At 51.7% G+C, this 22,567-nt stretch carries 17 protein-coding genes; 7 read left to right on the top strand and 10 right to left on the bottom strand.

Features of this window, described 5'->3' with window-relative positions:
* Positions 1-97, bottom strand: a 97-nt coding sequence (locus tag QJQ48_RS18760; RefSeq protein WP_346292781.1) for a DUF4277 domain-containing protein, incomplete at its 3' end; no start/stop codon positions are given.
* Between the two features lie 91 nt (positions 98-188).
* Positions 189-1,190: an SGNH/GDSL hydrolase family protein gene (locus QJQ48_RS18755; protein WP_346292774.1), complete on the bottom strand. Its 1,002-nt coding sequence runs from the start codon at positions 1,188-1,190 to the stop codon at positions 189-191.
* A 172-nt stretch (positions 1,191-1,362) separates the two neighbouring features.
* Between QJQ48_RS18755 and QJQ48_RS18750 the strand changes: the two genes are divergently transcribed.
* On the top strand, positions 1,363-5,859 hold the full coding sequence (locus QJQ48_RS18750) for a chemotaxis protein CheB (protein WP_346292773.1): 4,497 nt from the start codon (positions 1,363-1,365) through the stop codon (positions 5,857-5,859).
* Positions 5,860-6,095: 236 nt separating this feature from the next.
* On the top strand, positions 6,096-7,913 hold the full coding sequence (locus QJQ48_RS18745) for an ABC transporter ATP-binding protein (RefSeq protein ID WP_346292772.1): 1,818 nt from the start codon (positions 6,096-6,098) through the stop codon (positions 7,911-7,913).
* Positions 7,914-8,041: 128 nt separating this feature from the next.
* On the opposite strand, the gene uraD is transcribed toward QJQ48_RS18745, so the two are convergent.
* The 3 genes from uraD to QJQ48_RS18730 form a co-directional block, all read right to left on the bottom strand.
* On the bottom strand, positions 8,042-8,563 hold the full coding sequence (gene uraD, locus QJQ48_RS18740) for a 2-oxo-4-hydroxy-4-carboxy-5-ureidoimidazoline decarboxylase (protein WP_346292771.1): 522 nt from the start codon (positions 8,561-8,563) through the stop codon (positions 8,042-8,044).
* Positions 8,563-9,726, bottom strand: a complete 1,164-nt coding sequence (gene hpxO, locus QJQ48_RS18735; RefSeq protein WP_346292770.1) for an FAD-dependent urate hydroxylase HpxO — start codon at positions 9,724-9,726, stop codon at positions 8,563-8,565. The genes uraD and hpxO overlap by 1 nt, the downstream gene beginning before the upstream one ends.
* A 190-nt stretch (positions 9,727-9,916) precedes the next feature.
* A complete protein-coding gene (locus QJQ48_RS18730) occupies positions 9,917-11,854 on the bottom strand; it encodes an iron uptake porin (protein WP_346292769.1) in 1,938 nt (645 codons plus the stop codon).
* 469 nt (positions 11,855-12,323) lie between these two features.
* On the opposite strand from QJQ48_RS18730, the gene QJQ48_RS18725 reads away from it, so the two are divergent.
* Positions 12,324-13,742, top strand: coding sequence for a nucleobase:cation symporter-2 family protein (locus QJQ48_RS18725; protein WP_428843065.1), 1,419 nt, complete (start codon positions 12,324-12,326; stop codon positions 13,740-13,742).
* 34 nt (positions 13,743-13,776) lie between these two features.
* On the opposite strand, the gene QJQ48_RS18720 is transcribed toward QJQ48_RS18725, so the two are convergent.
* Both QJQ48_RS18720 and QJQ48_RS18715 read right to left on the bottom strand, forming a co-directional pair.
* On the bottom strand, positions 13,777-13,980 hold the full coding sequence (locus tag QJQ48_RS18720) for a hypothetical protein (RefSeq protein ID WP_346292768.1): 204 nt from the start codon (positions 13,978-13,980) through the stop codon (positions 13,777-13,779).
* Positions 13,981-14,074: 94 nt separating this feature from the next.
* Positions 14,075-14,275 carry a hypothetical protein gene (locus QJQ48_RS18715; protein WP_346292767.1) on the bottom strand — a complete coding sequence of 67 codons (201 nt, stop codon included), beginning with the start codon at positions 14,273-14,275 and terminating at the stop codon, positions 14,075-14,077.
* 250 nt (positions 14,276-14,525) lie between these two features.
* Here QJQ48_RS18715 and miaB point away from each other — a divergent pair, with 250 nt between their 5' ends.
* Entirely contained in the window at positions 14,526-15,884 is a 1,359-nt protein-coding gene (gene miaB, locus QJQ48_RS18710; RefSeq protein ID WP_346292766.1) for a tRNA (N6-isopentenyl adenosine(37)-C2)-methylthiotransferase MiaB, read from the top strand.
* On the opposite strand, the gene QJQ48_RS18705 is transcribed toward miaB, so the two are convergent.
* A complete protein-coding gene (locus tag QJQ48_RS18705) occupies positions 15,881-17,011 on the bottom strand; it encodes a tetratricopeptide repeat protein (protein ID WP_346292765.1) in 1,131 nt (376 codons plus the stop codon). The genes miaB and QJQ48_RS18705 overlap by 4 nt on opposite strands.
* 98 nt (positions 17,012-17,109) lie before the next feature.
* Between QJQ48_RS18705 and QJQ48_RS18700 the strand changes: the two genes are divergently transcribed.
* The gene (locus tag QJQ48_RS18700) at positions 17,110-17,439 is read left to right on the top strand and encodes a YbjQ family protein (RefSeq protein WP_346292764.1); all 330 of its coding nucleotides are present in this window, start codon (positions 17,110-17,112) and stop codon (positions 17,437-17,439) included.
* A gap of 86 nt (positions 17,440-17,525) precedes the next feature.
* On the opposite strand, the gene QJQ48_RS18695 is transcribed toward QJQ48_RS18700, so the two are convergent.
* Both QJQ48_RS18695 and QJQ48_RS18690 read right to left on the bottom strand, forming a co-directional pair.
* Positions 17,526-17,786, bottom strand: coding sequence for a hypothetical protein (locus QJQ48_RS18695; protein ID WP_346292763.1), 261 nt, complete (start codon positions 17,784-17,786; stop codon positions 17,526-17,528).
* Positions 17,787-18,127: 341 nt separating this feature from the next.
* Complete coding sequence (locus tag QJQ48_RS18690; protein ID WP_346292762.1) at positions 18,128-19,522, bottom strand: serine/threonine protein kinase; 1,395 nt, start codon at positions 19,520-19,522, stop codon at positions 18,128-18,130.
* A gap of 295 nt (positions 19,523-19,817) precedes the next feature.
* Between QJQ48_RS18690 and QJQ48_RS18685 the strand changes: the two genes are divergently transcribed.
* Together QJQ48_RS18685 and QJQ48_RS18680 are read left to right on the top strand one after the other, a co-directional pair.
* A complete protein-coding gene (locus tag QJQ48_RS18685) occupies positions 19,818-20,369 on the top strand; it encodes an REP-associated tyrosine transposase (RefSeq protein WP_346292761.1) in 552 nt (183 codons plus the stop codon).
* Between the two features lie 436 nt (positions 20,370-20,805).
* Positions 20,806-22,554, top strand: coding sequence for a sensor histidine kinase (locus QJQ48_RS18680; protein ID WP_346292760.1), 1,749 nt, complete (start codon positions 20,806-20,808; stop codon positions 22,552-22,554).
* Positions 22,555-22,567 lie beyond the last annotated feature (13 nt).

Below are 22,567 nucleotides of genomic sequence, written 5' to 3'. Positions count from 1 at the left end.
TATGCTGGCCTAATTGTGCGTTGGTCAGTTCCACCAGTCCCAACTCGTCCACCATCCCAGCAACCAAGCCTAGGTGATCCAGATTCTCTATCTTCAACCGATGCATCCATTCTCTTGAGGGCTGCTTCTACTCTACGGCACACCACCTTTCTTATTCATTGTCAACCTGCGGAATGCAGGCTGTAGGGCTACCAGAGGTCGTCATCGATCGCTTCTGGTGCTTTCTCTAGCTTGAGCGCGTTGGAGTCTTGGAGCTGAGCTTGAATGGCCGCCGCGATCGCCTGGCTGACATACTCATTACCTGAAGGACTGAGATGGATGTGGTCGCGGTAGAGGGCGGCCGGGATGTCAGCGGCCTGAAAGTCGGCCAGAAAGTCCAGGTAGGCGACCTGCTCTCGTCGCATGAAGGCTTCTACCCGCGCTCTAGCCGTTTGCTCATAGTCCCTTGGCCCCGGCGGCTCCACTTCTCGCAGCAGCGGCGTCATCGCCACAATGAGCTGACTGGCCGCAGCCTGCACCCGCTGCTGGATTTGACGGATGGCTTCTAGGTTAGCGCCGACGCGATCGCCCGGTTCATCCTGCAGCTTTTGGAGTTCAGGCAGCGGTTTCGGCTTGCGCAAAACCCGCTGCAGTAGTTCAGCCGTAGCGGTTAGCGGCTTCCGGCTGGGATAGCTGCGATCGCGCCCCACCTGCACCGAATTGGGCGCAATAGCAAACAAATCATCTGTGTTGAGCAGCAAAACCACAACCTGAGCCTCAAACAGGCCAAAGCGGATCAAATAGGCCAGCTCATTGCGCGGCCCCCAAGAGTTGGCTGAGGCATTGAGGACTTCTGCCTGCTGATAGGGAGCAGCGAGCTTTTCCTGAAGCTGGTGTTCAATCTGGGCCGAGAGAATCTGGGGCTGATCTGTCCACCAGCCACCATTGGCGATGGAGTCGCCCAACAGCAGCACCCGCAGGGTAGCCGCAGCCGGCTGCGGCGTAATCGGATCGCCGCGCATAGAATACTGATTGATTTGAATCCGATTGCCGAAGCGCCGCACTCTTTGATTGGGTGCCAACCGATACCCCATCAGTGAATCAGCTATGTAGAGAGGGGGATCTCCTAGTCCGGCCAGCAGTCGCAATCCTATTTCTAACAGCAGGCTGCTCAGCAACAGCAGACCGAAAATAAGCAAAAAAACTTTCACTGAGGCTCTACTCCCCAAACAGTCAGCGATTTAACTGTAGGGTACTGTATGTAGAATGAACATCTAATCAGGAGTTATTTCCTTTTCTCTGTCTCAGGTGAGCCGTTAATTTGCAGTCACTTTGCTACCCTGCGGATAGACTTTGCCCTTTTATGTCCTATGACTGACTCAGATGACTGACTCAGACTCACAAGCTAGAGATTTTTTTATCGTCGGCATTGGCGCTTCTGCGGGTGGAGTTCAGGCACTGGAGGCTTTCTTCAATCACCTACCCGATGATCCAAGTGCTGCATTTGTGGTGGTGCAGCACCTCTCGCCCGATCACAAAAGCATGATGAGTCAGATCCTGCAGCGGCAGACCGTGATGTCAGTGCGGGAGCTAGAAGACGATTTGCTAATTGAGCCGGGACAAGTTTACGTGCTACCGCCCCGCAAAACTCTGGTGGTTGATGAGCAACACTTTCACCTACAGGATCAGTCAGATTCACTCAGCTATCCGATCAATCGCTTCTTCAAATCCCTAGCTCAGAACTGGGGAGAGCGCACGATCGCTATTTTACTATCAGGTACCGGCAATGATGGCACCGAAGGACTGGAAGAAATTAGCCGCGCTGGCGGTATTGCCTTAGTGCAATCGCCGGAGACAGCCCAGTTTACCAGTATGCCCTCCAGTGCCATTCCCTCTGGCACCGTCGATGAAATCCTGTCGCCGCAGGATTTAGCCCAGACGGTCTTTGAACTGATTCGCTTTTCCAGCAACTTTTCAGCGCTACCAGCGCAGGAGTCGGGACTGATCAGCCCCGACCAGCTCCAGCAGGTTTTAGAAGTGCTGGCCGATCGCGAAGATATCGACTTTTCTCACTACAAAATCAGTACCCTCAGTCGTCGCATCAGCCATCGCTGTGCCCTGACCAATAAGACCAATCTAGACGCCTATATTGCTCTGCTAGAAGAGTCGGAAGAAGAACAAAAGCTGCTGCGGCAGGATCTGCTGATTGGCGCTACCTGCTTTTTCCGAGATCGGCCTGCCTGGGAGTTTTTAGAGTCTGAAGTGCTGCCCCAGCTCATTGCCAATCTGCAGCCGCAGGAACAGCTGCGAGTCTGGGTTTCGGCCTGCGCCACTGGCGAAGAAGCCTATTCAATGGCAATTTTGATTGATGAGGCAATCGCGGCGGCTGGCAAGCCAGTGCAGGTCAAAATCTTTGCGACTGACTTAGACACTAGCGCCTTAGAAGTTGTCGCTAGAGGCACTTACCCTGAAAGCATTGCCAATGATGTCTCTGCCGAAAGGCTAGAGCGCTATTTTAGCTACGATGGCGGTCATTTTCACGTCAATCGACTGCTGCGGGAGATGCTGATCATTGCGCCCCACAATCTGACTAAAAACGCCGGTTTTTCAAAGATGAACCTGGTGAGCTGTCGCAACGTGCTGATTTATATGCAGCCTCAGCTCCAGCAGCAGGTATTACGGCTACTGCACTTTGCCCTAGCGCCTCAGGGCGTCCTGTTTTTAGGCAGCTCCGAAACTCTGGGAGACGTGGGCGAAGAGTTTTCTGCCCTCAATCCCAAATGGAAGATTTTCCGTAAGCGGCGGGATGCCCACCTCTCCCTGATGCCGATCACCCGGCAGGCAGTAATTACCCCCATACGCCCCGGTAGTCGTTCCAAGGCGCGACAAAATCAAATCGATCGCCTGTTTGGTGAGGTCTTTAGATATTGCCTAGTCGATCGCCCCATTACCTGTCTATTAGTCAATCAGGAAAATCAGCTCCTGCGGGTCTTCTACAATGCGGCCAATCTGCTGGAATTTCCGGTGGGAGAAGCCATCTTAGATGTGACTGAGATTGTGCATCCGGCGCTGAGGCTGCCCTTGAGTACGGCCCTGCACCGCACCAAGCGCGACCAGGAGCCAGTGCTCTACACGGGCATCAAGATTGAAAAAGAGGGGGAAGAACTGAGCGTCAGCGTGCGCGTTGGCCCTGACCAGAGCAATCCCAAAGTCGAGGACTACCTGATTGCAGTCTTGGAAGTGGAGACGCGCCCTGCTCCTGCAGAGGCTTCTCTGCGTTTTGACGTGGACAAGGAGGCAGCTCAGCAGATCACCGAACTAGAGTATGAGCTGCAGCAGACCCGCGAAAACCTACAGGTCACGATTGAGGAACTGGAAACCACGAACGAGGAGCAGCAGGCCACCAACGAAGAACTGCTAGCCTCTAACGAGGAGCTGCAGAGCACCAATGAAGAACTGCAGTCGGTCAACGAAGAGTTGTATACCGTCAACGCTGAATACCAAAACAAAATTCAGGAGCTGACTCAGCTCAACAACGACATTGATAATCTGCTGCGCAGCACCGACATTGGCGTCGTTTTTTTAGATGCGGATTTGAATATTCGCAAATTTACGCCTGCGGCTACGCGGGCAATCAACATCAAGCCCAAAGATCAGGGGCGGCCGCTGGCCGATTTAACCAACAATATTGACCTGCCCGATTTTCTCTCCGCTCTGCAACAGGTGGTGGAAACAGGACAGCCCTCCGAACATGAGGTACAGGTGACTCAAACTGGCGAATATTTGCTGATGCGAGTGAATCCCTATCTAAAAGATAAAGGTCAAAGCGACGGCGTCGTCGTGACCTTCGTCAACATTGATGAGTTGAAGCGTTATCAAGAAGAGCTACATCAGGCCAGCGAGACCCTAGAAAACCTCTACACAGCCAGCCCGGTAGGTCTTTGCCTTCTCGATCAGGAACTGAGATTCGTCAAGGTTAATCGAGCGATGGCCAATACAAACGGCTTACCGATTGAGGCTCATTTGGGCAAGACGACGCAAGAAGTTCTGCCTGATTTGGCCGACCATCTCGAACCCATCCTGCGGCAGGTGATTCAGACGGGTGAGGCTGTTTACGACATCAAAATTGAGGGCACGACGCCCTTAGATCCCAACACGGAACGGACTTGGACAGCTAGCTACTACCCGGTCGATCTGCTCAACGGCAGGCGCGGCGTCGGCGCAGTGGTGGTGGAAATTACCGATCAGCTTCAGGCAGAAGAGGCGCTGCTCTATAGCCAGTCTCAGCTTTTGGAAGCTCAGCGGCTGACCAATGTGGGGAACTGGGAGATTACGGTTGGCCCTACCTTTGATCTGGAATCGGCTAGAGCTGATTGGTCAGAGGAACTATTTCGGATCTACGGGTTTGATCCAAAGCAGCCTATGCCTACCCTCGCGCAACTGCTGCAACATCATCCTGAAGAGGATCGCCAACGGCTGCGACAGGCACTAGAGCAGCTTATGGCAAACTGCACTGCCTACAGTCTTGACGTGGCCTACCGCCAACCTGATGGACAGCTCCGGTATCTCAGCGTGATTGGCCGGGCGCTTTGTGATGAAAATGACCAGGTGATACGGCTGTACGGCACCGTGGTCGATATCACCGAGCGCAAGCAAATTGAAAAAACGCTGATTCAGCAAAACCATGTCCTAGAGGAAGCGATCGCCATTGCCCAAGCCGCCGACTCAGCCAATGAAGCCAAAAGCGAATTTCTCGCCAACATGAGCCACGAAATCCGTACCCCCATGAACGCCATTCTGGGCTACAGTCAGCTTTTGGGTCGGACCCAGCTAAGCCAACAGCAGCAGAACTTTTTAGAAAAAATTGCAGCTAATAACCAAAAGCTCCTGTCTTTAATCGACGATATTCTCGACTTGTCCAAGCTGGAGGCCCGCCAAATTGAGCTAGATGTTCAACCCTTCTTCCTCGATGTTGTCATGCAAAATCTAGCGGCCTCTTTTGAACATCAGGCCGCTGCTAAAGGGCTATCTTTCAGCTTAGAGCGATCGCCCGATCTACCCGACACCCTCATTGGTGATGACTTTCGCCTGCAGCAGGTTCTCAACAATCTAGTTAGCAATGCCATCAAATTTACTCAGATCGGTCAGATTAGGGTGTCAGCTGACTATGCCGTTTCAGCGCTAGCCAGTCAGCTATCAAGTCCCGACACGATCTATCTGCGCTTTGAAGTGCAGGATACAGGCATTGGCATTAAATCCGAAGATCGGGAGCGACTATTTCAGCCCTTTATTCAGGCAGATACTTCAACAACCCGGCAATATGGCGGCACGGGACTAGGGCTAACAATCTGTCGGCGGCTGGTGGAACTGATGGACGGTGAGATTGGGGTTGAGAGTACTCTAGGAGAGGGAACTACGTTTTGGTTTGCGGTACCCTTCCAGGTTCCCGCAGGAACTTCTAGCTCGACCTTGAAACTTGAAAAAACAGCGACGGCGGCAAACAGTCCTCTGCAGCAGCGCCGCATCTTGGTCGTAGAAGACTACCCAGACAACCGCGAGTTTTTGCTAATTATGCTGGAGGAACTGGGCTGTCAGACAGACTGGGTGGACAACGGCCAAGACGCACTCGATCGCCTAGCAGTGCAAACCTATGACATTGTCCTGATGGACTGCCAGCTCCCAGAGATAGACGGCTACGAAACCACTCGTAGGCTGCGCCAGCGAGAAGCCGATTCGCAGCACACGATTGTGATTGGGCTGACGGCTCACGCGATGGTGGGCGATCGCGAAAAGTGCCTGCAGGCGGGCATGGATGACTACATGCGCAAGCCAGTCGATATGGAGCAGCTATTTACGCTGCTGGAAAAATGGTCTGGCTGAGAAAATTCAGGTTTTTGTCCGCATCGTACTACAAAGTATTTTTTGTAGTATATACTGGGATCACATCCAACATGGATGCTTAACGAATTGTCCCTGCAGACTCAGCGGTGGCTGAGTCTAATTAGCTTTTTTGTCTAAATTTGAGGCGCAAACGGATGCGCCTTTGCCTTATGCCGTGGCATAGGGCCAGTTCGCCGTGCCTACCGACTATAGCAGCGGTTTAACCGCAGATTGTAATGGCTAAGTTCAAAGATGTTATTCAATACTACAGGCGCTACAGGGCGATCGCCTACCTCAGCATTGCCGCTAGCAGCCTGTTTCAAATTCTAGATCTGGTGGTACCCTACGCCATTGGTCAAATTCTAAACGTGGTTTCCAACCAGCCCACGGACAAGCTGAGCCAGTGGCTAATCGACTCAACTGCCAGGCTCACTGGCCTGCCGAGCGATCGCCCTTTGGCGCTGGGCCTACTCCTGGGCCTGATTTTTCTAGTCACCGTAGGCCGTGCCCCGATTGAACCCTGGTTAGGAGTCTGGTTCCACTGGGATATTGCCCTGCGATCGCGGCGCGACCATGCGGCCAAAGTCGTGGGCAAAATCTTGACCCTGCCCCTAGAGTTCTATGACGAGAACAACCCCGGTCGGATTGCCGGACGGGTGGCGCGGGGACTGTCGAACCACACCTGGACGTACCCTGAAATCGCCGGACAGCTTATCCCCAAGCTGGTGCGGGTCGTGGGCATCTTCTGCGTCATCGCCTTCATCGCCTGGCCGATTGCGCTGCTGTTCCTGCTCTCTTTTATCGCCATCCTGGCCTACAGCCTCAAGGATCTGCTGAGAATTAACCGCAAGGAGCAGGCCCTCGATCGCTATATGGAGAACACTGAAAGCCATACCTCAGAGCTAATTACCAATATCAAGACGGTCAAAGCCTTTGCCACCGAAGCCCGCGAACTCAAACGCCAGCAGCAGCGGCTGCAGCGAGAGTTTACCGTCGTGGATTACAGCATTCACCGGGCCTACGTCAAGCTGATGACCTGGCAGGAAATGGTAATTCAAAGCTGCGTGTTTGGCGTCTTGGGGCTGACCCTATGGGCGACCCTCACCGGCCAAATTTCTCTGGGCTATTTCGTCACTACGCTGACGGTATCGAGCATGGCTTACGCTGAGCTAGAGCCGATCAGCAACCTAGCAGAAATCTTTACCCGGCGCTATGCCTCCATGCTGCGCCTGCACGAGTTCATGGAGATGCCCAGCAGTCAAGAAGGCGGCAACGTGCTGGCCCTGCCGGAAGCTGCCCCCAGCTATCAGTTCACCGGCAAGCTACATTTTGAAGGAGTTACCTTTGGCTACGAGCCGCAGCGCCCGGTACTGCAGGATATCGACCTGCTAATTGAGCCGTATCAAACCGTGGCCTTAGTCGGGCGATCGGGGTCGGGTAAGTCAACGCTGGTGAAGCTGCTGTTCCGCTATTTTGAGCCGCAGCAGGGCCGCATCCTGATGGATGGCGAAGATATTCGGCGGCTGGATGTGACGGGCTATCGGCGGCGACTGGCGATTGTGCATCAGGAAGTAGATGTCTTCAACGGCACGCTGCTAGACAACCTCACCTACGGCAATCCCAACGCTAGCTTTAGCGAAATCGAGGCCGCCTGCAATATCGCCCGCGTCGATGAGTTTATTCATCTCTTGCCCCAGAGCTATCACACGGTAGTCGGGGAGCGGGGAGTGCGGCTCTCTGGCGGCCAAAGGCAGCGGCTTGGCATTGCCAGAGCGCTGCTGGTCAACCCGGACGTGCTGGTGTTCGACGAAGCCACCTCTAGCCTGGACTATGAATCAGAGCGCTCAATCCAGCTGGCTATGCGCAATATCCTGGGTACCCGCACGACGCTGATTATTGCTCACCGCCTGAGTACCGTCCGCGAAGCCGACAAGATTGTTGTGCTTGATCAAGGCCGCATTTTGGAAGTGGGCAGCCATGCTGAACTGCTGCAGCAGGGCGGACTCTATCACCGCCTGCACTCACTGCAGGAAACGGGCGATCTGCTGAGTTAAAACTGACCTAGCCGCCAAGCAGATTTTGTCCTTTGGCGGCTGGGCCTGTGGGCGATCGCTGGGCTTTTTCTATCGGTTGAATAAGGTGTGATGGGGTATCTTTGCTATCTGGCCTGCTACCAGCCGGGTCAGTCCATCGCCATCCCAGAAACGTCCTGCACCAGTGCCGATAGTCGAAAATAGGCAATCTGACTAATTTCCGCGATCGCCTTCTCTCTCTCTCCTTCTAAGCTATTGGGCAGTCGCTGTTCAAAAGCCTGCAGAATACTGTCTTTAGTGTGGTTTTTGACCGCCACGATGAACGGAAAGCCAAATTTAGCTTTATAAGCCTGATTAAGCCGATGAAACCGCTCGAATTCGTCTGCCGAAAGCCGATCTAGCCCCACTCCTGCCTGCTCCTGCACTGACGCCGCTGCCATCTGCGCTTTGCTGCCCAGGTCAGGATGGACTCGAATCAGGGCCAGTTGCTGGTCGGGGGACAGAGCCGCCACAATGGCGGCCATTTTTTGGTGCAAATCTGCCCTACTCGCAAACGGTCGATATTGCCAGGCCTGAGCCGCGATCGCCGGGGTATCTTCAAATACTGCCCCCAAAGCCGCCACAAACTCAGGCTGGCTCATGTGGTTTAAGGCTGCGATCGAGTAGGCCATCAGTGCAGCGGCCCTTTGAGAATCGTTTTGGCGATCGCCCCTTTGATGCTAATGCCATCTTCCTGGGCCAAAGAATCGTACCAGCTTTGAGTTTGATCGGGTACTTTGCCGTGGATCATAGCGGCCCGCTCACGCGCTTTCAGAATAATTTCAGCAACGCGGTCTTTGCGGGCCAGCTCATAGCGCTGTAGCGCGTCGGCGACGCTGATATTAGTGGTCAGCAGCAAGTTGCTCAGCACCCAGGCATCCTCCATTGCCTGACAGCCGCCCTGTCCCAGGTCAGGGGCAGTGCTGTGGCCCGCGTCTCCCAGCAGCACTACCCGGCCTTTGGCTAGCGTTTGTAGCGGTTCAATATCGTGAATTTCTACCCGGTTCGTCTTGGCGGGATCCAGCCGCTGAATCAGTCGCTGGACGGGGTCAGCCCAGCCTTGAAAGTAGCCAAATAGTTCCTCCCGGTAGCTCTCGGCCTCGCTCGGCGTATCCTTTGGCAGTGGCACATCGAGGAAAAAGTAGAAGCGATCGCCCCCCACTGGCATCATTGAGGCCCGCTGGCCGTTACCGACATAAATCACCCAGCTATTTTTCGGCGCTAAGTCTTCACTGGCAGGCACCAGCCCGTTCCAGTTGACATAACCCACATAGCGGCGCTCAACTTTCTGCCCCAGCACATAAGTGCGAATAATCGAGTGGGTACCATCCGCCCCCACTACCACGTCCCCCGTTGCCCGTCGGCCATCGGCAAAAATGGCCGTAGCGCTGTCTTCATCCTGCTCCACCGCTACGCACTTGGAGTTGAGCTGCACTTGGTCAGCGCCGTAGGTATCTAGCAGCATCTGCTGCAGGTCAGTCCGGGATACCGGATAGGGCCGCTGGCCTACCTGCTCCACAATTGAGGCTAGGCTAAAATCTGTCAGCGTTTCACCCGTCTTAGAAATATAGGCCATCCGATCCATCTGACCGCCAATCTGGGCAATTTTATCCCCTAATCCCAGCCGATTCAGCACTTTGACCCCGTTTGACCACAGAGAGATACCGGCTCCGGCGGGGCGCAGCTCGCGGACGCGATCGTAAATTTCAACTGTGTAACCTGCCTGCCGCAGGGCGATCGCAGCAGTGAGGCCGCCCATACCTGCTCCGATGACAATCGCTTTTAGATTTTCCATAGATCTTTGACTGAGCCTGTTCAGCGCTTTGTGAGATATTCTAAGTCTCCCGACTGGTGGCAACTGTTAGCAATAGATCCAGTTGCCTAAAAAAGCGACGCTGCCCCTAATCTGTCGCCCTGTCTAGACTATTTTGCTGGAGCGGCCAAAGCCGCAGGGTGGGAAGCCCCACCCTACTTGCGGTCATGAACTAGAAAAAGAACTGGGTTTGCAGGTTCAGCACGTAGATATCCGGGTTGTCGCTAAAGTTATTGGCATTCCCAATCCAGTAAAAGGACGGCACAATCGCCATATAGTTATTCACCGGATAGCGATAGGTGATTTCTAGCTCCTCCTGTACGCCGCCGTTGCCACCACCCGATATGAGAAAATCCCGTCCGTCTAGAACGGAGAAAGGTTTCAGATAGGAAATTGTGGCTAAAGCACCTTCCTTAAACAGGTTGGGGAAAGCAACCCCCACCTGAACTGACTGAGCGTTGATTTCGCCTCGATCAAGAGCCGCCGCTGCCGGATAGACATCGGTGCTACCGTAGCTATAGCGGCCAAATAGCCCCAGCCAGTCCGTCACCAGCCAGTCAAAGTTAAACAAAAAGGTATCGGCAGCCGCTGCGTTGAGCGGCCCGCCCTGACCGTCATCGGCAAAGCCGTAGATCGGCTCGCTGAGAGCGCCGCCGACGAAGCCGTTGGCATTAGGCTGATAGCTGGTGCGGGTATAGAGGAAGCGCAGATTGAGCCGATCAAAAGGCGTGACGCCAAGCTGTGCCGTCAGCGTGTTAGTGCCGCCAAATAGACCGCGATCGGGGTCGCTGGCCGGGGGCTGCGTCGGCAGAAACTCGGTGCTTTCATTCATATAGGCCAGCCGCAGATCGGCCCAGTCGGCAATATCCCAAACGGCGACGGCTCCCGCGCCCCGGTCTACCGCGTTAACCTGAGTGCCACCGCTGGAGTTGAAGCTGTTAGCGCCGGTAATCAAGAAGGTAAAGCGGTTGTTGTCAAAATAGCGGTACCAGTTAATCCGGGGGCCAATCACGAGCTGTAGGCTATCCCCTACCGGAAAAGCATAGGACAGCTCCCTTAACACCGGCGCGTTATTTTCTACCCCGCCTCGCTGCAGGGTGAAAGGAACGCCAAACGTATTAAACAGTCCGGCGGAACCGAAGGTATTGGCCGGGGCGTTGCCTGTCCCAACGGCCATCTGCAGCGTCAGCAAATCAGCGCCAGTGAAAGAGGTATCTAAGTTAATCCAGGCCAAATAGCTGAAGGTTGTGGCCGGATCGTCTGCAATGGTACGGATACGAGGATCTCCCGTTACTGGATCACGAGCCGGGGCAAAGACGTTGATCCCTTCGGCTTTGATATCACCATCAGCAAAGGCGGCATTGACGTGGGCAAAAACGACGCCTCGGAGCTTAGTGGTGGTAGAAAACTGAGTGGATTCTAAGAAGGCGGTGCGATCTTCTAAATCGTCTACCTGGGCACGGACGTTGGCTAGCTCGGTGCCGAACTGCTCCTGCAGGCGCTGAACGGTGCCTAAAAGTTCAGGATCATCGCCGGTAGAAATGAGCTGCACAATATTGTCCAGGCAGGCATTCAGGCCCGCGGCAAATTCATAGCGACTTAGGGCGCGATTCCCCCGAAAAGTCGAGTCTGGATAGCCCTCTATGCAGCGATACTCTTCCACTAAACGGCGGAGCGCTTCATAAGCCCAGTCGCCTGGAGAGACATCGGCTAGTTCAGAAACGCTAGTGACCTGCGCTAGGGTGCCATCAAACGTGACGCCCGCCAAATCGCTAGCTGCATTGCTAACAGCTTCGTCCTCAAAGCCGAAGTTACTATCTGTAACATCTAGCGAAATTGTCTGGATTTCTTGACTTGAATTAGCGGCTGTTTCGCCAGCGATCGCCGCTTCTGTTGTAACCGCTATTTCTTCTATTACTTCGTCTGCAATCGGCTCGCTAGGAACTTCTGCAGCGATTTCTTCAGCAGCCAGTCCCTCAGCAGAGAGGTCATCAGAGGCGATCGCGCCCTGGGAGAAAGCACCCAACCACAAACCAAGAGTCCAGACCAGCAGCCAGCGCGAAGAGTCAGGCAGACGCAGGAACTGCCCAATCGCTTTATTGATAAACATCCTAATCCTCACACCACAATAGAGAGGCTTAGAAACTATCAAGATAAGCTGCCCTCAAAAGTATCAGAGGCAACAATTCAAGTGGCTAACTACGTAATACTTAAGATGTCCTTAATCCAGTATTGAAAATTTCTGAGAAGCTGATAAGCTACCTCAAAATAGCAAAGATTTATTCAATCATCAGGATGTAAAAATTTTTGTTGCGCGGGTATTGCGTTTTGCTGGCAGAGGATTTTCCTACAGCCTAATCACAATCATGCTAAGTGCTTTTTAGGCTATCCGTCTGCAGATATCTGAGTTTCTTTAGACAAGTCTCTAGAGTTTCTGTGGCCAGTATTGATGTCAGTTTTAGCAAGGCAAAATCTTAAACCGGCAATAATTTTAGCTAGATCAAGTTAATAGATTTTTGAAATTTAAAATCCAGAGCGATCGCTCAATCCTGTAGTGAATCAGAGGCAAAGATATAGCAATGTCTAGTGGTGAAAGAGTTCATTTAGAAAACTCACAAATTGAGCAAGAGCAAGCAGAACTAGAAGAAGGCGTCGTCATGCCCTCTGACCTAATCTATGGGCTAGAGGCTAGACCGCCTGTGCGTGAGGCCATCTTTGCGGCTTTTCAGCATGTGCTTGCTAGCTTCATTGGCATCATCACGCCTTCCTTGATTATTGGCGGCGCCCTGGGGCTAGAGCCAGAGGCGGCGGCCTATCTGGTCAGCATGTCGCTGTTTGTTTCCGGCATTGCTACCTTTATTCAGGCTAAGCGCATTGGCCCGGTCGGGTCGGGCTTGCTGAGCATTCAGGGTACTAGCTTTGCCTTTATCGGCCCCATCCTGGCCGTAGGCGGCGGCGCGGTGGCGGCAGGGGCAGAACCCACAGAGGCGCTGGGTCTCATTTTTGGCATGTGCCTGGTCGGTTCGTTCATTGAGATGATCTTTAGTCGCTTCCTACATCTCGCCAGCCGCGTGATTACGCCCTTGGTGACTGGCACTGTTGTCACCCTTATCGGTCTGACGCTGATCAATGTCGGCATTACCGCTGTGGGAGGTGGCTTTCCAGCGATCGAGGCAGGCACTTTTGGCAGCCCCCAAAACTTGGGGCTAGCGGCTCTCGTATTGGTGATTATCGTTGCCCTCAATAGCGTCAACAACTCCTTTTTACGGATGTCCTCGATCGCCATTGGCCTGCTGGTAGGCTACATTGTCGCCGTTTTTACGGGGCTAATTAGCTTTGGCAACCTGTTGGGCAACGGCCCTGTCTTTGCGCTGCCAATTCCCTTCCGCTTTGGCTTCGGCTTTCAGCTTGCCAGTTTTATTCCTTTCGCCTTCCTCTACCTGATCACCACCATCGAATCCATTGGCGACTTGACAGCGACTTCCTCGATTACAGGTGAACCAATCAAAGGGGAGAAATACTTCAAGCGCATTCAGGGAGGCGTTTTGGCAGATGGGATCAATTCCTTTATTGCCGCCTGTTTCAACACCTTCCCAAATACAACTTTTAGCCAAAATAACGGCGTCATCCAGCTCACGGGGATTGGCAGCCGCTATGTAGGCTACTTCATTGCCGGCATCTTCGTGATTCTAGGACTCTTCCCGGTTGTTGGCTCAGTTCTACAAGCAATTCCGCAGCCTGTATTAGGCGGCGCTACCTTGATCATGTTTGGCACCGTAGCCGCAGCGGGCATCAAAATTCTGTCAACGGTCAACTTCACCAAGCGATCGGCTATCATTCTGGCGACTTCCTTGGGACTGGGATTGGGCGTTACCTTCTCCCCAGAACTACTAGAAGCTACACCACCATTGGTCAAGAGTATTTTCTCCTCTGGCATTTCCACAGGTGGCCTCTGCGCTCTGTTGCTCAATATTGTTCTGCCAGGGCCAAGAGATTAGAACACGGTAGAAATCTGAAATAGCAAACGAATGTTCAAGGGACAGTCGCAATAGGGGGAACCTCCTGGGGGGCTGGCGGAAAAGTAGGTTCTTCTGGAGACGGGATAATAGTGGGCGGCTCCTCTGGCGGCATGTCTGGTTTTTCCGGAAAAGCAGGCGTCGTGGGTGGCTCTTGCGGCGGCAAAGCGGGTTCTTCTGGAACAGCAGGAGGCGATGAGGGTTCCGGTTCGCTATTCATGACGGGTGTCCTAAATACTTTGAGTTTTTGGTTACGCTGAGAAATATCAGCCTCGTTGACCTGAACGAGGCTTTTTCGATGTGTAGATTAATGGCTAGGAATCTGATGCTGCGGTCGAGGCAGAATCCTGCTCTGCGGCGTCAGTTTCGCTTCTAGACATTTTCTGAGCCATCTCATAGTCCGAATCAAAGTCAACGGCAGGCGCATTTTTGGCATCGGCCACCATCGCTTCGGCCACCGCTTTGGCATCCTGAGTAGAGGCTGATTCGGGATTAGATTTAACTTTTTCTTTCATGACTGTTTCGGGTTCTAGACCCTAAGATCTAGCAAATAGGTTGACCTCTCAAATCTACTGAAACACAAGGATTAAAGGATATTTGCTGAAAGATAGATTCTGCCTGCAGTTTTTTCATGCCCAAGAAGCTGATTGACTCCCTATTTAGGCGGAGGTATTTGTGTTTTTTTGCCTCCGGTCTGAACCTGATGCCTCCTCAAGCCTGCGCACAAGTGGCAAAATAGTGGTTTAGCTGTTTGTCACTAGGTCTATGGCTGTTTCTCCCCGTCGCTACCACATCACTACCTTCGGCTGTCAGATGAATAAAGCCGACTCTGAGCGCATGGCTGGCATCTTAGATGACATGGGCTTTGAATGGGTAGAAGATCCGCACACGGCGGATGTAGTGCTCTACAACACCTGCACCATTCGTGACAACGCTGAGCAAAAGGTCTATTCCTACCTGGGACGGCAGGCCAAGCGCAAGCACCAGCAGCCCGACCTGACCCTAATTGTGGCCGGGTGTGTAGCCCAGCAGGAGGGCGAGTCCCTGCTGCGACGAGTACCGGAGCTAGATCTGGTAATGGGACCGCAGCACGCCAATCGTTTGCAGGATTTACTAGAGCAGGTGTTTAACGGCAATCAGGTGGTGGCGACAGAGCCAGTTCACATCATGGAAGACATCACCAAGCCCCGCCGCGACAGCCGGGTGACGGCCTGGGTAAATGTGATTTACGGCTGCAATGAGCGCTGTACCTACTGCGTGGTGCCCAACGTGCGCGGGGTGGAGCAGTCGCGCACGCCAGAGGCGATTCGGGCAGAGATGGAGCAGTTGGGCCAGCAGGGCTTTAAGGAAGTGACGCTGCTAGGGCAAAACATTGATGCTTACGGACGGGACCTACCCGGTACTACCCCAGAGGGACGGCATCAACATACCCTGACTGACCTGCTGTACTTTGTCCATGACGTGCCGGGAATTGAGCGGCTGCGCTTTGCCACTAGCCATCCTCGCTACTTCACTGAGCGGCTGATTCGCGCCTGTGCAGAACTGCCCAAGGTTTGCGAACACTTCCATATTCCCTTCCAGTCAGGGGACAATGATGTACTGAAGGCTATGAGCCGGGGCTACACCCATGAAAAGTATCGCCGCATTATCGATACGGTGCGCCGCTACATGCCCGACGCTGCTATTAGCGCCGATGCCATTGTCGGCTTCCCCGGCGAAACCGAAGCCCAGTTTGAAAATACGCTGAAGCTGGTAGAGGACATTGGCTTTGATCAGCTCAATACTGCCGCCTATTCCCCCCGACCTGGAACACCTGCCGCCGTCTGGGAAAATCAGCTCAGCGAGGAGGTGAAAAGCGATCGCCTGCAGCGTCTCAATCACCTGGTTTCAATCAAAGCTGCCGAGCGATCGCAGCGGTACGCGGGCCGATTGGAAGAAGTGCTGGTAGAAGAGGCCAATCCTAAAGATCCGACTCAGGTGATGGGGCGGACACGAGGCAATCGCTTAGCTTTCTTTGCGGGAGATATTGCCGCTCTCAAGGGCCAAATCGTCACGGTTCGCATTACCGAAGCGCGAGCCTTTAGCCTCACCGGAGAGCGGCTGGAAGCCGCCGTAGTGCTCTAGCTATCAACTCCCCATACTTCTAGGAGCTGCTCGGTACGCTCTACGCTGGCGGTATCGTCTTGCTGGCGGTAGAGCGACTGGGCCTGTCGCACATAGGAAATGGCTTCCTGTTCAAAGCCTTGTCCCCAGAGGGCTAAACCCAGGTTGTAGTGAGCCCCCGGATCGGCGGGTAGCAGTCTGACTAAACGCCGATAAGCGAGCACTGCCTGAAAATACTGCTCCCTCGCCAGGTAAGTTTCACCGAGCATCGCCTGGGCCACGGCAATATCGGGATCAGCATCAGCCGCCCTCAGGTAGTGACTAAAAGCTTCTTCAGCTTGACCGCGATCGCTCAAAATCTCGGCTAGCTGGACTTGAGCTTCAGCATTGTTGGGGTCAAGCTGCACGGCTCGTCTGAGTGACTGGAGTGCCTGCTCCTGATTGTCTTCTATCAGCCAGAGATTCGCCAGACTGAGGTGCAGGCTGCTGCGGTCAGGGTAGAGCTGCTGTACCTGCTGAAAAACCTGCCGGGCTTCGCGGTACTGCTCCTGTTGCAGGTAGAGATTGCCTAAAGCTTCCAGGGCCTGCGCATTGTTAGGCGAAATGCCTGTCAGCCGTCGATAGGCATCGGCGGCCCTGTCATAGTCTTCTAGGCGAATTAAAACGCCGCCCAAACCGAGGTAGGCATCGACTTCATTGGGATCTAAGCGAATGATTTCGTTGTAGGCAGTAACGGCAGCTTCGAGTTCTTCAGCATTGACCAGGCTATAGGCCAAACCATAGCGAAACGCCTTGTTATTGCCGTCTAAATTAATGGCCTGACGGTAAGCTTCAGCCGCGGCTGAATAATTGCCCTGCTGCACATATATGTAGCCAATTCCGGAATAAATCCGGGGATTATCGCGCTCTAGCTGCGCTGCCTGCTGATAGGATGAGATAGCGCCAGCATAGTCCCGCTTGTCTAGGCGATCGCGTCCCTGCCGCAAGAGTTCGCCTACCCGCTCATCGTTAGAGCTATTTTGGGCCAGCAGTTCTGGAACCGCTTCATTTAGTGCAGTTCTACGCGGCTGGAAATCAACAGCCTGAGCAACAAGGGGGAAACAGCTAATCTCTAGCAGAGTCGCGGCAATTAGAATACGCCTATACACGGGTTATCCTCCGAAGGTTCAACAGGGATGAGGGACGAAAGTTAGCCGCAAAAGGCTTCTTCGCCAAGTTTTATTAAGTTATGTCTGGGGATCAATAAATGATTGTAACAACAACCGATGTTCTCCAAGGAAAAGTTATCAGCGATTATCGGGGCGTAGTGACGGCAGAAGTGGTTTATGGCAGCAACGCGCTGCGAGATTTCTTTGCGGGCATTCGCGACATTATTGGTGGCCGCACCGGAGCCTACGAGCGCGTTTTTGAGCGGGGCCAGCGGGAAGCGCTAGAGGAAATTGAGCAGCGGGCCGCTCGTCTGGGAGCCGATGCGGTCATTGGCGTGCGGGTGACGACGGACACTATCAATATGGATGAGACGGGAGTGCTGATGCTGATTACAGCGACGGGAACGGCTGTGAAGCTACAGGGCTAGACACGGGTAGGCGGGCATTGCCCGCCCTACTTTGACGGTGCGGCAGCGGGCGATATGTCCTAACTGCTGCGATCGCCCCTACCGGTCTATTCCAGCCGCACCAGCTTGACCAGCAAGCACATTACTTCATCGGGATCGGTAGTGAGGATGGCGCGGTTGTCGGGAATGTCAATTGGGTGCGTCCAGCGAAAGGTTTCGGCATAGCGAGCCTGGTGGAGCTGGTGAATAGTGCGCTTCACTAGAGGCGGCGGGCCGATGAGGATATGGCGAATGGGCTGGGGTTCGTTGCTGATAGCTAGGGCTGGCTCGGTGAGAGCAGTTTGAACGCCGTTAGAGTGTTGCAACATTGGTTTTTCCTGTTTTTGGGATGGGCGAAAATTGCCCGCTGCGATCGCTCAAACGGAGATAACCCCGTCTAGAGCACCACAGCGAGCCAACAAACCCAAAAACAAGCCGCCCCAAACCAGCGCAGAGCGAGTCAGGGCGGCTAAGGAAACTGCTAAAATGCCTCTCAGCCTGCCGACTGGCCTAATCAGTCTGGTGGGTTAGCGGTTCGGAGTTGTTGCTACCAACTTCGGGCCGCGCAGCTAGTTTTTGGACGAGCCATGCAGAAGCTACGAAAAATGCGCGTTTCTGCATTAGCTAGAGACATTACCGTATTTAAGCGATCGCGTCAACTCAGTGACAATCATGAATCGTTTTCAATTCCTAACCAATCCCTTATTTCATCTACTAACCAGACGTATTCTTTACGGCTTAGCCCAAGCAAAAATTCAATTTTTTCATGATTTTTCATACAGATGATAAGTTTATATCTTCTATAAACTGTCGATTCAGCATCTGAAAGTTCAAAATCTAAACAGACATTCTCTATAAGCGAAGTTTTTCTTTCTGAGGCTTTACTATCTTCAATAGCATCTTCAATTAAAGATCGAAAAGCATTGAAAAGAAAGCGCGATAGTCGAGAAGTTTTCTTGTTATAATCTCTTCGATATCTTGGATGATTTAATTCAAAAATATTAAGCTCAGCCCGCGGTTGAAATTTCTTTAGGTAAACTGGTTTGTCTATGAAGCTATTTCGGTCAAAATAAATACAGTTAAAGTACTTAATCCATAGAAATCTGACAGGAACTTGAATAATAAACTCATCTATGGTTTTAATGACTTTTAACCGGCTATATGCAGGAAGCTTATCGCTATTATCTCTAATTTCTAAAGAGCTAATTTTGTAACTACTAATTTTTCTGGCTACGTCGTTATCCTTTCTAACCTCAATAATGCTGTTGCCTGTTTTAAGAGCACTAAGTGCTTGACGAGCAGTTCGAAATCGTCCATCAGGATCAGGGTTAACTAATTTTTCTAAAAAATCAATCAGTGTGGGATTCAAACTGACTCGCTCAGCAAACTGAATTCTAAGATTTTGCTGGGGTAAGTCAGCAGGTGAAACGCCTGTAACTAGATGAACTAGCGTAGCTCCTAAGCTATAGAGATCTGAAGATGGAATTGCTCGCCCTCCAAACTGTTCTATTGCGGTATATCCATACGTACCAACGACAGTGAATGTAGCTTCCTCTCTTGTGGCACGATTTTGGGCTGCACCAAAATCTATCAAATAGATAGAATTATTCTCACCAAAGATTAAATTGCTAGGCTTTATGTCTCGGTGCAAAATAGGCGGACTTAGCTCATGCAGATATATCAAAATTTCTAAAACTTCGTGCGCAATCTGTCTTATTCGCTGCTCAGGAAAAACTTCCCCTTGATCTAATAGTTCTTTCAAAGTCAAGCCGGGAACGTACTGCTGAACTAGTCCAAACCAAAAAACATTGTCGTCAACTGAAAAATAGTCTAAATATTTAGGAATTCTTGAATGGTTGACTTTTTTAAGGATTTGAGCCTCTCTCTCAAGTAAGTCTAATAAGCGCCACCCACCTTGATCAACAAATTCTGATAGCTTAATAATTACAGAAGGTAAATGTTTATCGACTAGGTCGGTGGCTAACCAAGTCTGGCGTCCTACTACGTGGTTTAATTTACGTTCTAGGCAAAAACGATTGTGTATTACCTGTTTTGGCTGCAGCATAAGTAGTTCATCGTCTACTTCTCTTCAGGTAAACATTGCTCATAATAGAATATTCAAAAGGTAAGCAAATATAAAGATAATTTCTATGAATTTATCTTTGAAGAGAGAGAGCTAATCTTGTAGCGCGATCGCCGATTTTGTAGGATGCGTCGCGACGCATTTTTTTAATCCGGTGCGTTACGCTTCGCTAACGGCACCCTACGTAGCACACCGTTTTAGCAACTTGTAGGATGCGTCGTGACGCATCATTTCTTCTACCGGGAACACTCGCTTCAACGCTTGCTTTCCCTTCACCATGACCAACTACCGCCGCCATACTCTTGCTGGAGGCACCTACTTTTTCACCCTAGTAACCCATCAGCGTCACCCCTGGCTTTGTTCACCCTTGGGGCGCAATACGCTCCGGGCGGCTTTCATTCATGTCAAAACTGCCTATCCATTTACGATTGATGCAATGGTATTGCTGCCCGATCATCTTCACTACATTTGGACATTGCCGGACGGAGACAGCAATTACGCAACCCGCTGGCGGTTGATTAAATCTCATGTCACCAAACAGGCTGGACGGCAACTCAATCACGATGGCAGATTAAGTGAGTCTCGGCAGAAACGCCAAGAAGGGAATCTTTGGCAACGACGATTTTGGGAGCATTGGATTCGAGACGAAGCCGATTATTGGCGGCATTGCGATTACATTCATCACAATCCAGTACGACACAGACTGTGCAAAAGGCCGAGTGCGTGGACATATTCCAGCTTTCATCGGTTTGTTAAGGATGGCGTTTATCCGTTGGATTGGGGTGGAGAAGTAGAGCCGAAAACGCCCGCAGGATTTTGGGATGCTTGAATAGATATGCCACGCCGCATCTTAGAAAATCTTAATGTGATTTTGTCGCGATCGCTTATTTAACAAAAGTCTTTCAAACCCGTCAGACGGCTTCTTCAATCTTTGATAGAACCTAGAGAGGTATGGGAATGGTAGGTTTATCGAGCCGTATAGCTGTTGCCTTGAAATTCCTGAATCCTCATGTCAACCGACTATCTACAGGGTGCCAGGCTACGGATTTAAGCCAATCAAAAGCCCTGAAACTAAGGTTGCAGGAGATTGACACGATGACAGTAAATTAGTGAGCTGAGGTACTTGCGTTAGGCCGTAAAGAGACCAAGTACTGGCTAATGTCTTGCCTCTTTTGGGCAAAACTTGTCATTCATGCAAACTACAAAAAATAGGCATTGCTCAGCAAGCGAACATCTTATCTTCTTCTTCGATGTAACAAGAGTCTATGCAGCAGTCATTTTTGAACCATTTTAATGTCAAACAGCGTATTACCCTGGGATTTTCCGCAGCTCTAGGCGTGGCTATTTTAGGTACGGGCGCAGGGTTTTTTGCTGGTAACTACTACCAAAATAAGGCACTTAGGATAGAAGATCACATCAGAGAAGAAGCTACCGTACTCTCCCAGCTACAGATAGGAGTTTTGCAGACTCGTACCCATCAACAGCAGCTCATACCCCTCAGCGAATTTCCTGAAGATTTCAAAGATGAATATAGCCACATTCTTAAGCATTCTGCAAGCATTCGGTCGTCACTACAAGCATTAGTTGCTTTCTGCGAAGACGTATCAGGCAGTGGATATGGACACACGGCAGATCTCGTAGAGTTTCTAGACCTATATGAGGGCGTTCCCCACACCTATCTGCAGGAACTAGATCAGCTAGTTACATCCATTGATATTGATAGTGTCAACACGTCAGCAGAACTGGCGCAGACGCAACAAAAGCTTCTAGAGTTTACAAACAGCGACGTAGCTATCAGGTTCGACGGTATTTCAGACGATCTATCAGACCTGATTCAAGCGTTCAATAATGAACTGGTTGAGGCACAGCAAGATGCTGAGATCGCCTGGCGGTTACGTCATTGGATTGTTGGGTTGAGTATGCTGCTCTCATCCAGTCTTGCAGCCCTGTTAGCCTATGCAATTAGCCGTTCAATCAACAATCCCCTCCAGGCAATAAAGGGAACGGCTCTACAAATCACTCAAAACGGTAACTTTGACCTGCGAGCTGATGTTACAGGGGACGATGAGGTTGGTACTGTGGCAACGGCGTTCAACCTGATGATTCAGCGCGTAAACGATCTGATGTCAGATCAAAGGGTACGAGCAGAAGAGTTGGAAAAGATCAATCAGCAACTCGTCTCAACGCAACGACAAATGCTCGCCCAGGAGAAATTAGCATCTTTAGGATCTCTAACCGCAGGGATTGCCCACGAAATCAAAAATCCGCTGAACTTTGTTAACAATTTTGCCGAACTCTCAACTGAACTGACGGAAGAATTGACTGAAGAATTGGAAGCCCGTCAAGCAGAGTTTGACCCCAATTTTGTGGAAGAGATTACTGATATCGTCGAAACCCTTAAATTCAATGTCAGTAAAATCGAACACCACGGCAAGCGGGCTGACAAAATTGTGGCCAATATGCTGATGCACTCTCGAGGGGGTGGGGGTGAGTGGGCCGATGTAGATATTAACGACCTTGTTTCAGAGGCTGTTAATCTTGCCTATCACGGCATGCGGGCCAAACAGTCAGATTTCAACCTGCATTTTGACAATGACTACGATGACAGTATTGGGACTATTGGTGCTTACTCTCAAGCTCTCAATCGGGTATTTCTAAATATTGCCAGCAATGCTTGCTACGCCATCTACCAGCGCCAACTTGATGAGGGAAGCGAATTTACCCCATTGCTCAAAATCCGTACCCGCAATTGGGCAGATCGTGTCGAGATTTGCATCCGAGATAACGGGGTTGGCATGACCTCGGAGGTGCGAGATAAGATTTTTAACCAATTCTTTACTACCAAACCAGCGGGTGAAGGTACGGGGCTAGGACTGTCGCTTAGTTACAGCATTATTGTCGAACAGCACAACGGCACTCTTAATGTGGTGTCTGAGCCAGGTCTTTATGCAGAGTTTATTATTACGCTGCCGAAGCAAAGCAGCCTCGCGAACATTCCGGCACCGATCCTCTAGTACAGAACTCAGA

The sequence above is a fragment of the Sphaerothrix gracilis Ecp01 genome (genome assembly GCF_030405905.1).
Taxonomy (GTDB): domain Bacteria; phylum Cyanobacteriota; class Cyanobacteriia; order Phormidesmidales; family Phormidesmidaceae; genus Sphaerothrix; species Sphaerothrix gracilis.
Note: the sequence above shows the minus strand (reverse complement) of the source record. Positions and strands in the feature narration are given on the sequence as shown.

Excerpts from the sequence above, each read along its gene's own strand:
- QJQ48_RS18750 (WP_346292773.1), top strand. The coding sequence starts at position 1,363 with ATGACTGACTCAGACTCACAAGCTAGAGATTTTTTTATCGTCGGCATT.
- QJQ48_RS18745 (WP_346292772.1), top strand. The coding sequence starts at position 6,096 with ATGGCTAAGTTCAAAGATGTTATTCAATACTACAGGCGCTACAGGGCG.
- uraD (WP_346292771.1), bottom strand. The coding sequence starts at position 8,563 with ATGGCCTACTCGATCGCAGCCTTAAACCACATGAGCCAGCCTGAGTTT.
- hpxO (WP_346292770.1), bottom strand. The coding sequence starts at position 9,726 with ATGGAAAATCTAAAAGCGATTGTCATCGGAGCAGGTATGGGCGGCCTC.
- QJQ48_RS18730 (WP_346292769.1), bottom strand. The coding sequence starts at position 11,854 with ATGTTTATCAATAAAGCGATTGGGCAGTTCCTGCGTCTGCCTGACTCT.
- QJQ48_RS18725 (WP_428843065.1), top strand. The coding sequence starts at position 12,324 with ATGTCTAGTGGTGAAAGAGTTCATTTAGAAAACTCACAAATTGAGCAA.
- QJQ48_RS18720 (WP_346292768.1), bottom strand. The coding sequence starts at position 13,980 with ATGAATAGCGAACCGGAACCCTCATCGCCTCCTGCTGTTCCAGAAGAA.
- QJQ48_RS18715 (WP_346292767.1), bottom strand. The coding sequence starts at position 14,275 with ATGAAAGAAAAAGTTAAATCTAATCCCGAATCAGCCTCTACTCAGGAT.
- miaB (WP_346292766.1), top strand. The coding sequence starts at position 14,526 with ATGGCTGTTTCTCCCCGTCGCTACCACATCACTACCTTCGGCTGTCAG.
- QJQ48_RS18700 (WP_346292764.1), top strand. The coding sequence starts at position 17,110 with ATGATTGTAACAACAACCGATGTTCTCCAAGGAAAAGTTATCAGCGAT.
- QJQ48_RS18695 (WP_346292763.1), bottom strand. The coding sequence starts at position 17,786 with ATGTTGCAACACTCTAACGGCGTTCAAACTGCTCTCACCGAGCCAGCC.
- QJQ48_RS18690 (WP_346292762.1), bottom strand. The coding sequence starts at position 19,522 with ATGCTGCAGCCAAAACAGGTAATACACAATCGTTTTTGCCTAGAACGT.
- QJQ48_RS18685 (WP_346292761.1), top strand. The coding sequence starts at position 19,818 with ATGACCAACTACCGCCGCCATACTCTTGCTGGAGGCACCTACTTTTTC.
- QJQ48_RS18680 (WP_346292760.1), top strand. The coding sequence starts at position 20,806 with ATGCAGCAGTCATTTTTGAACCATTTTAATGTCAAACAGCGTATTACC.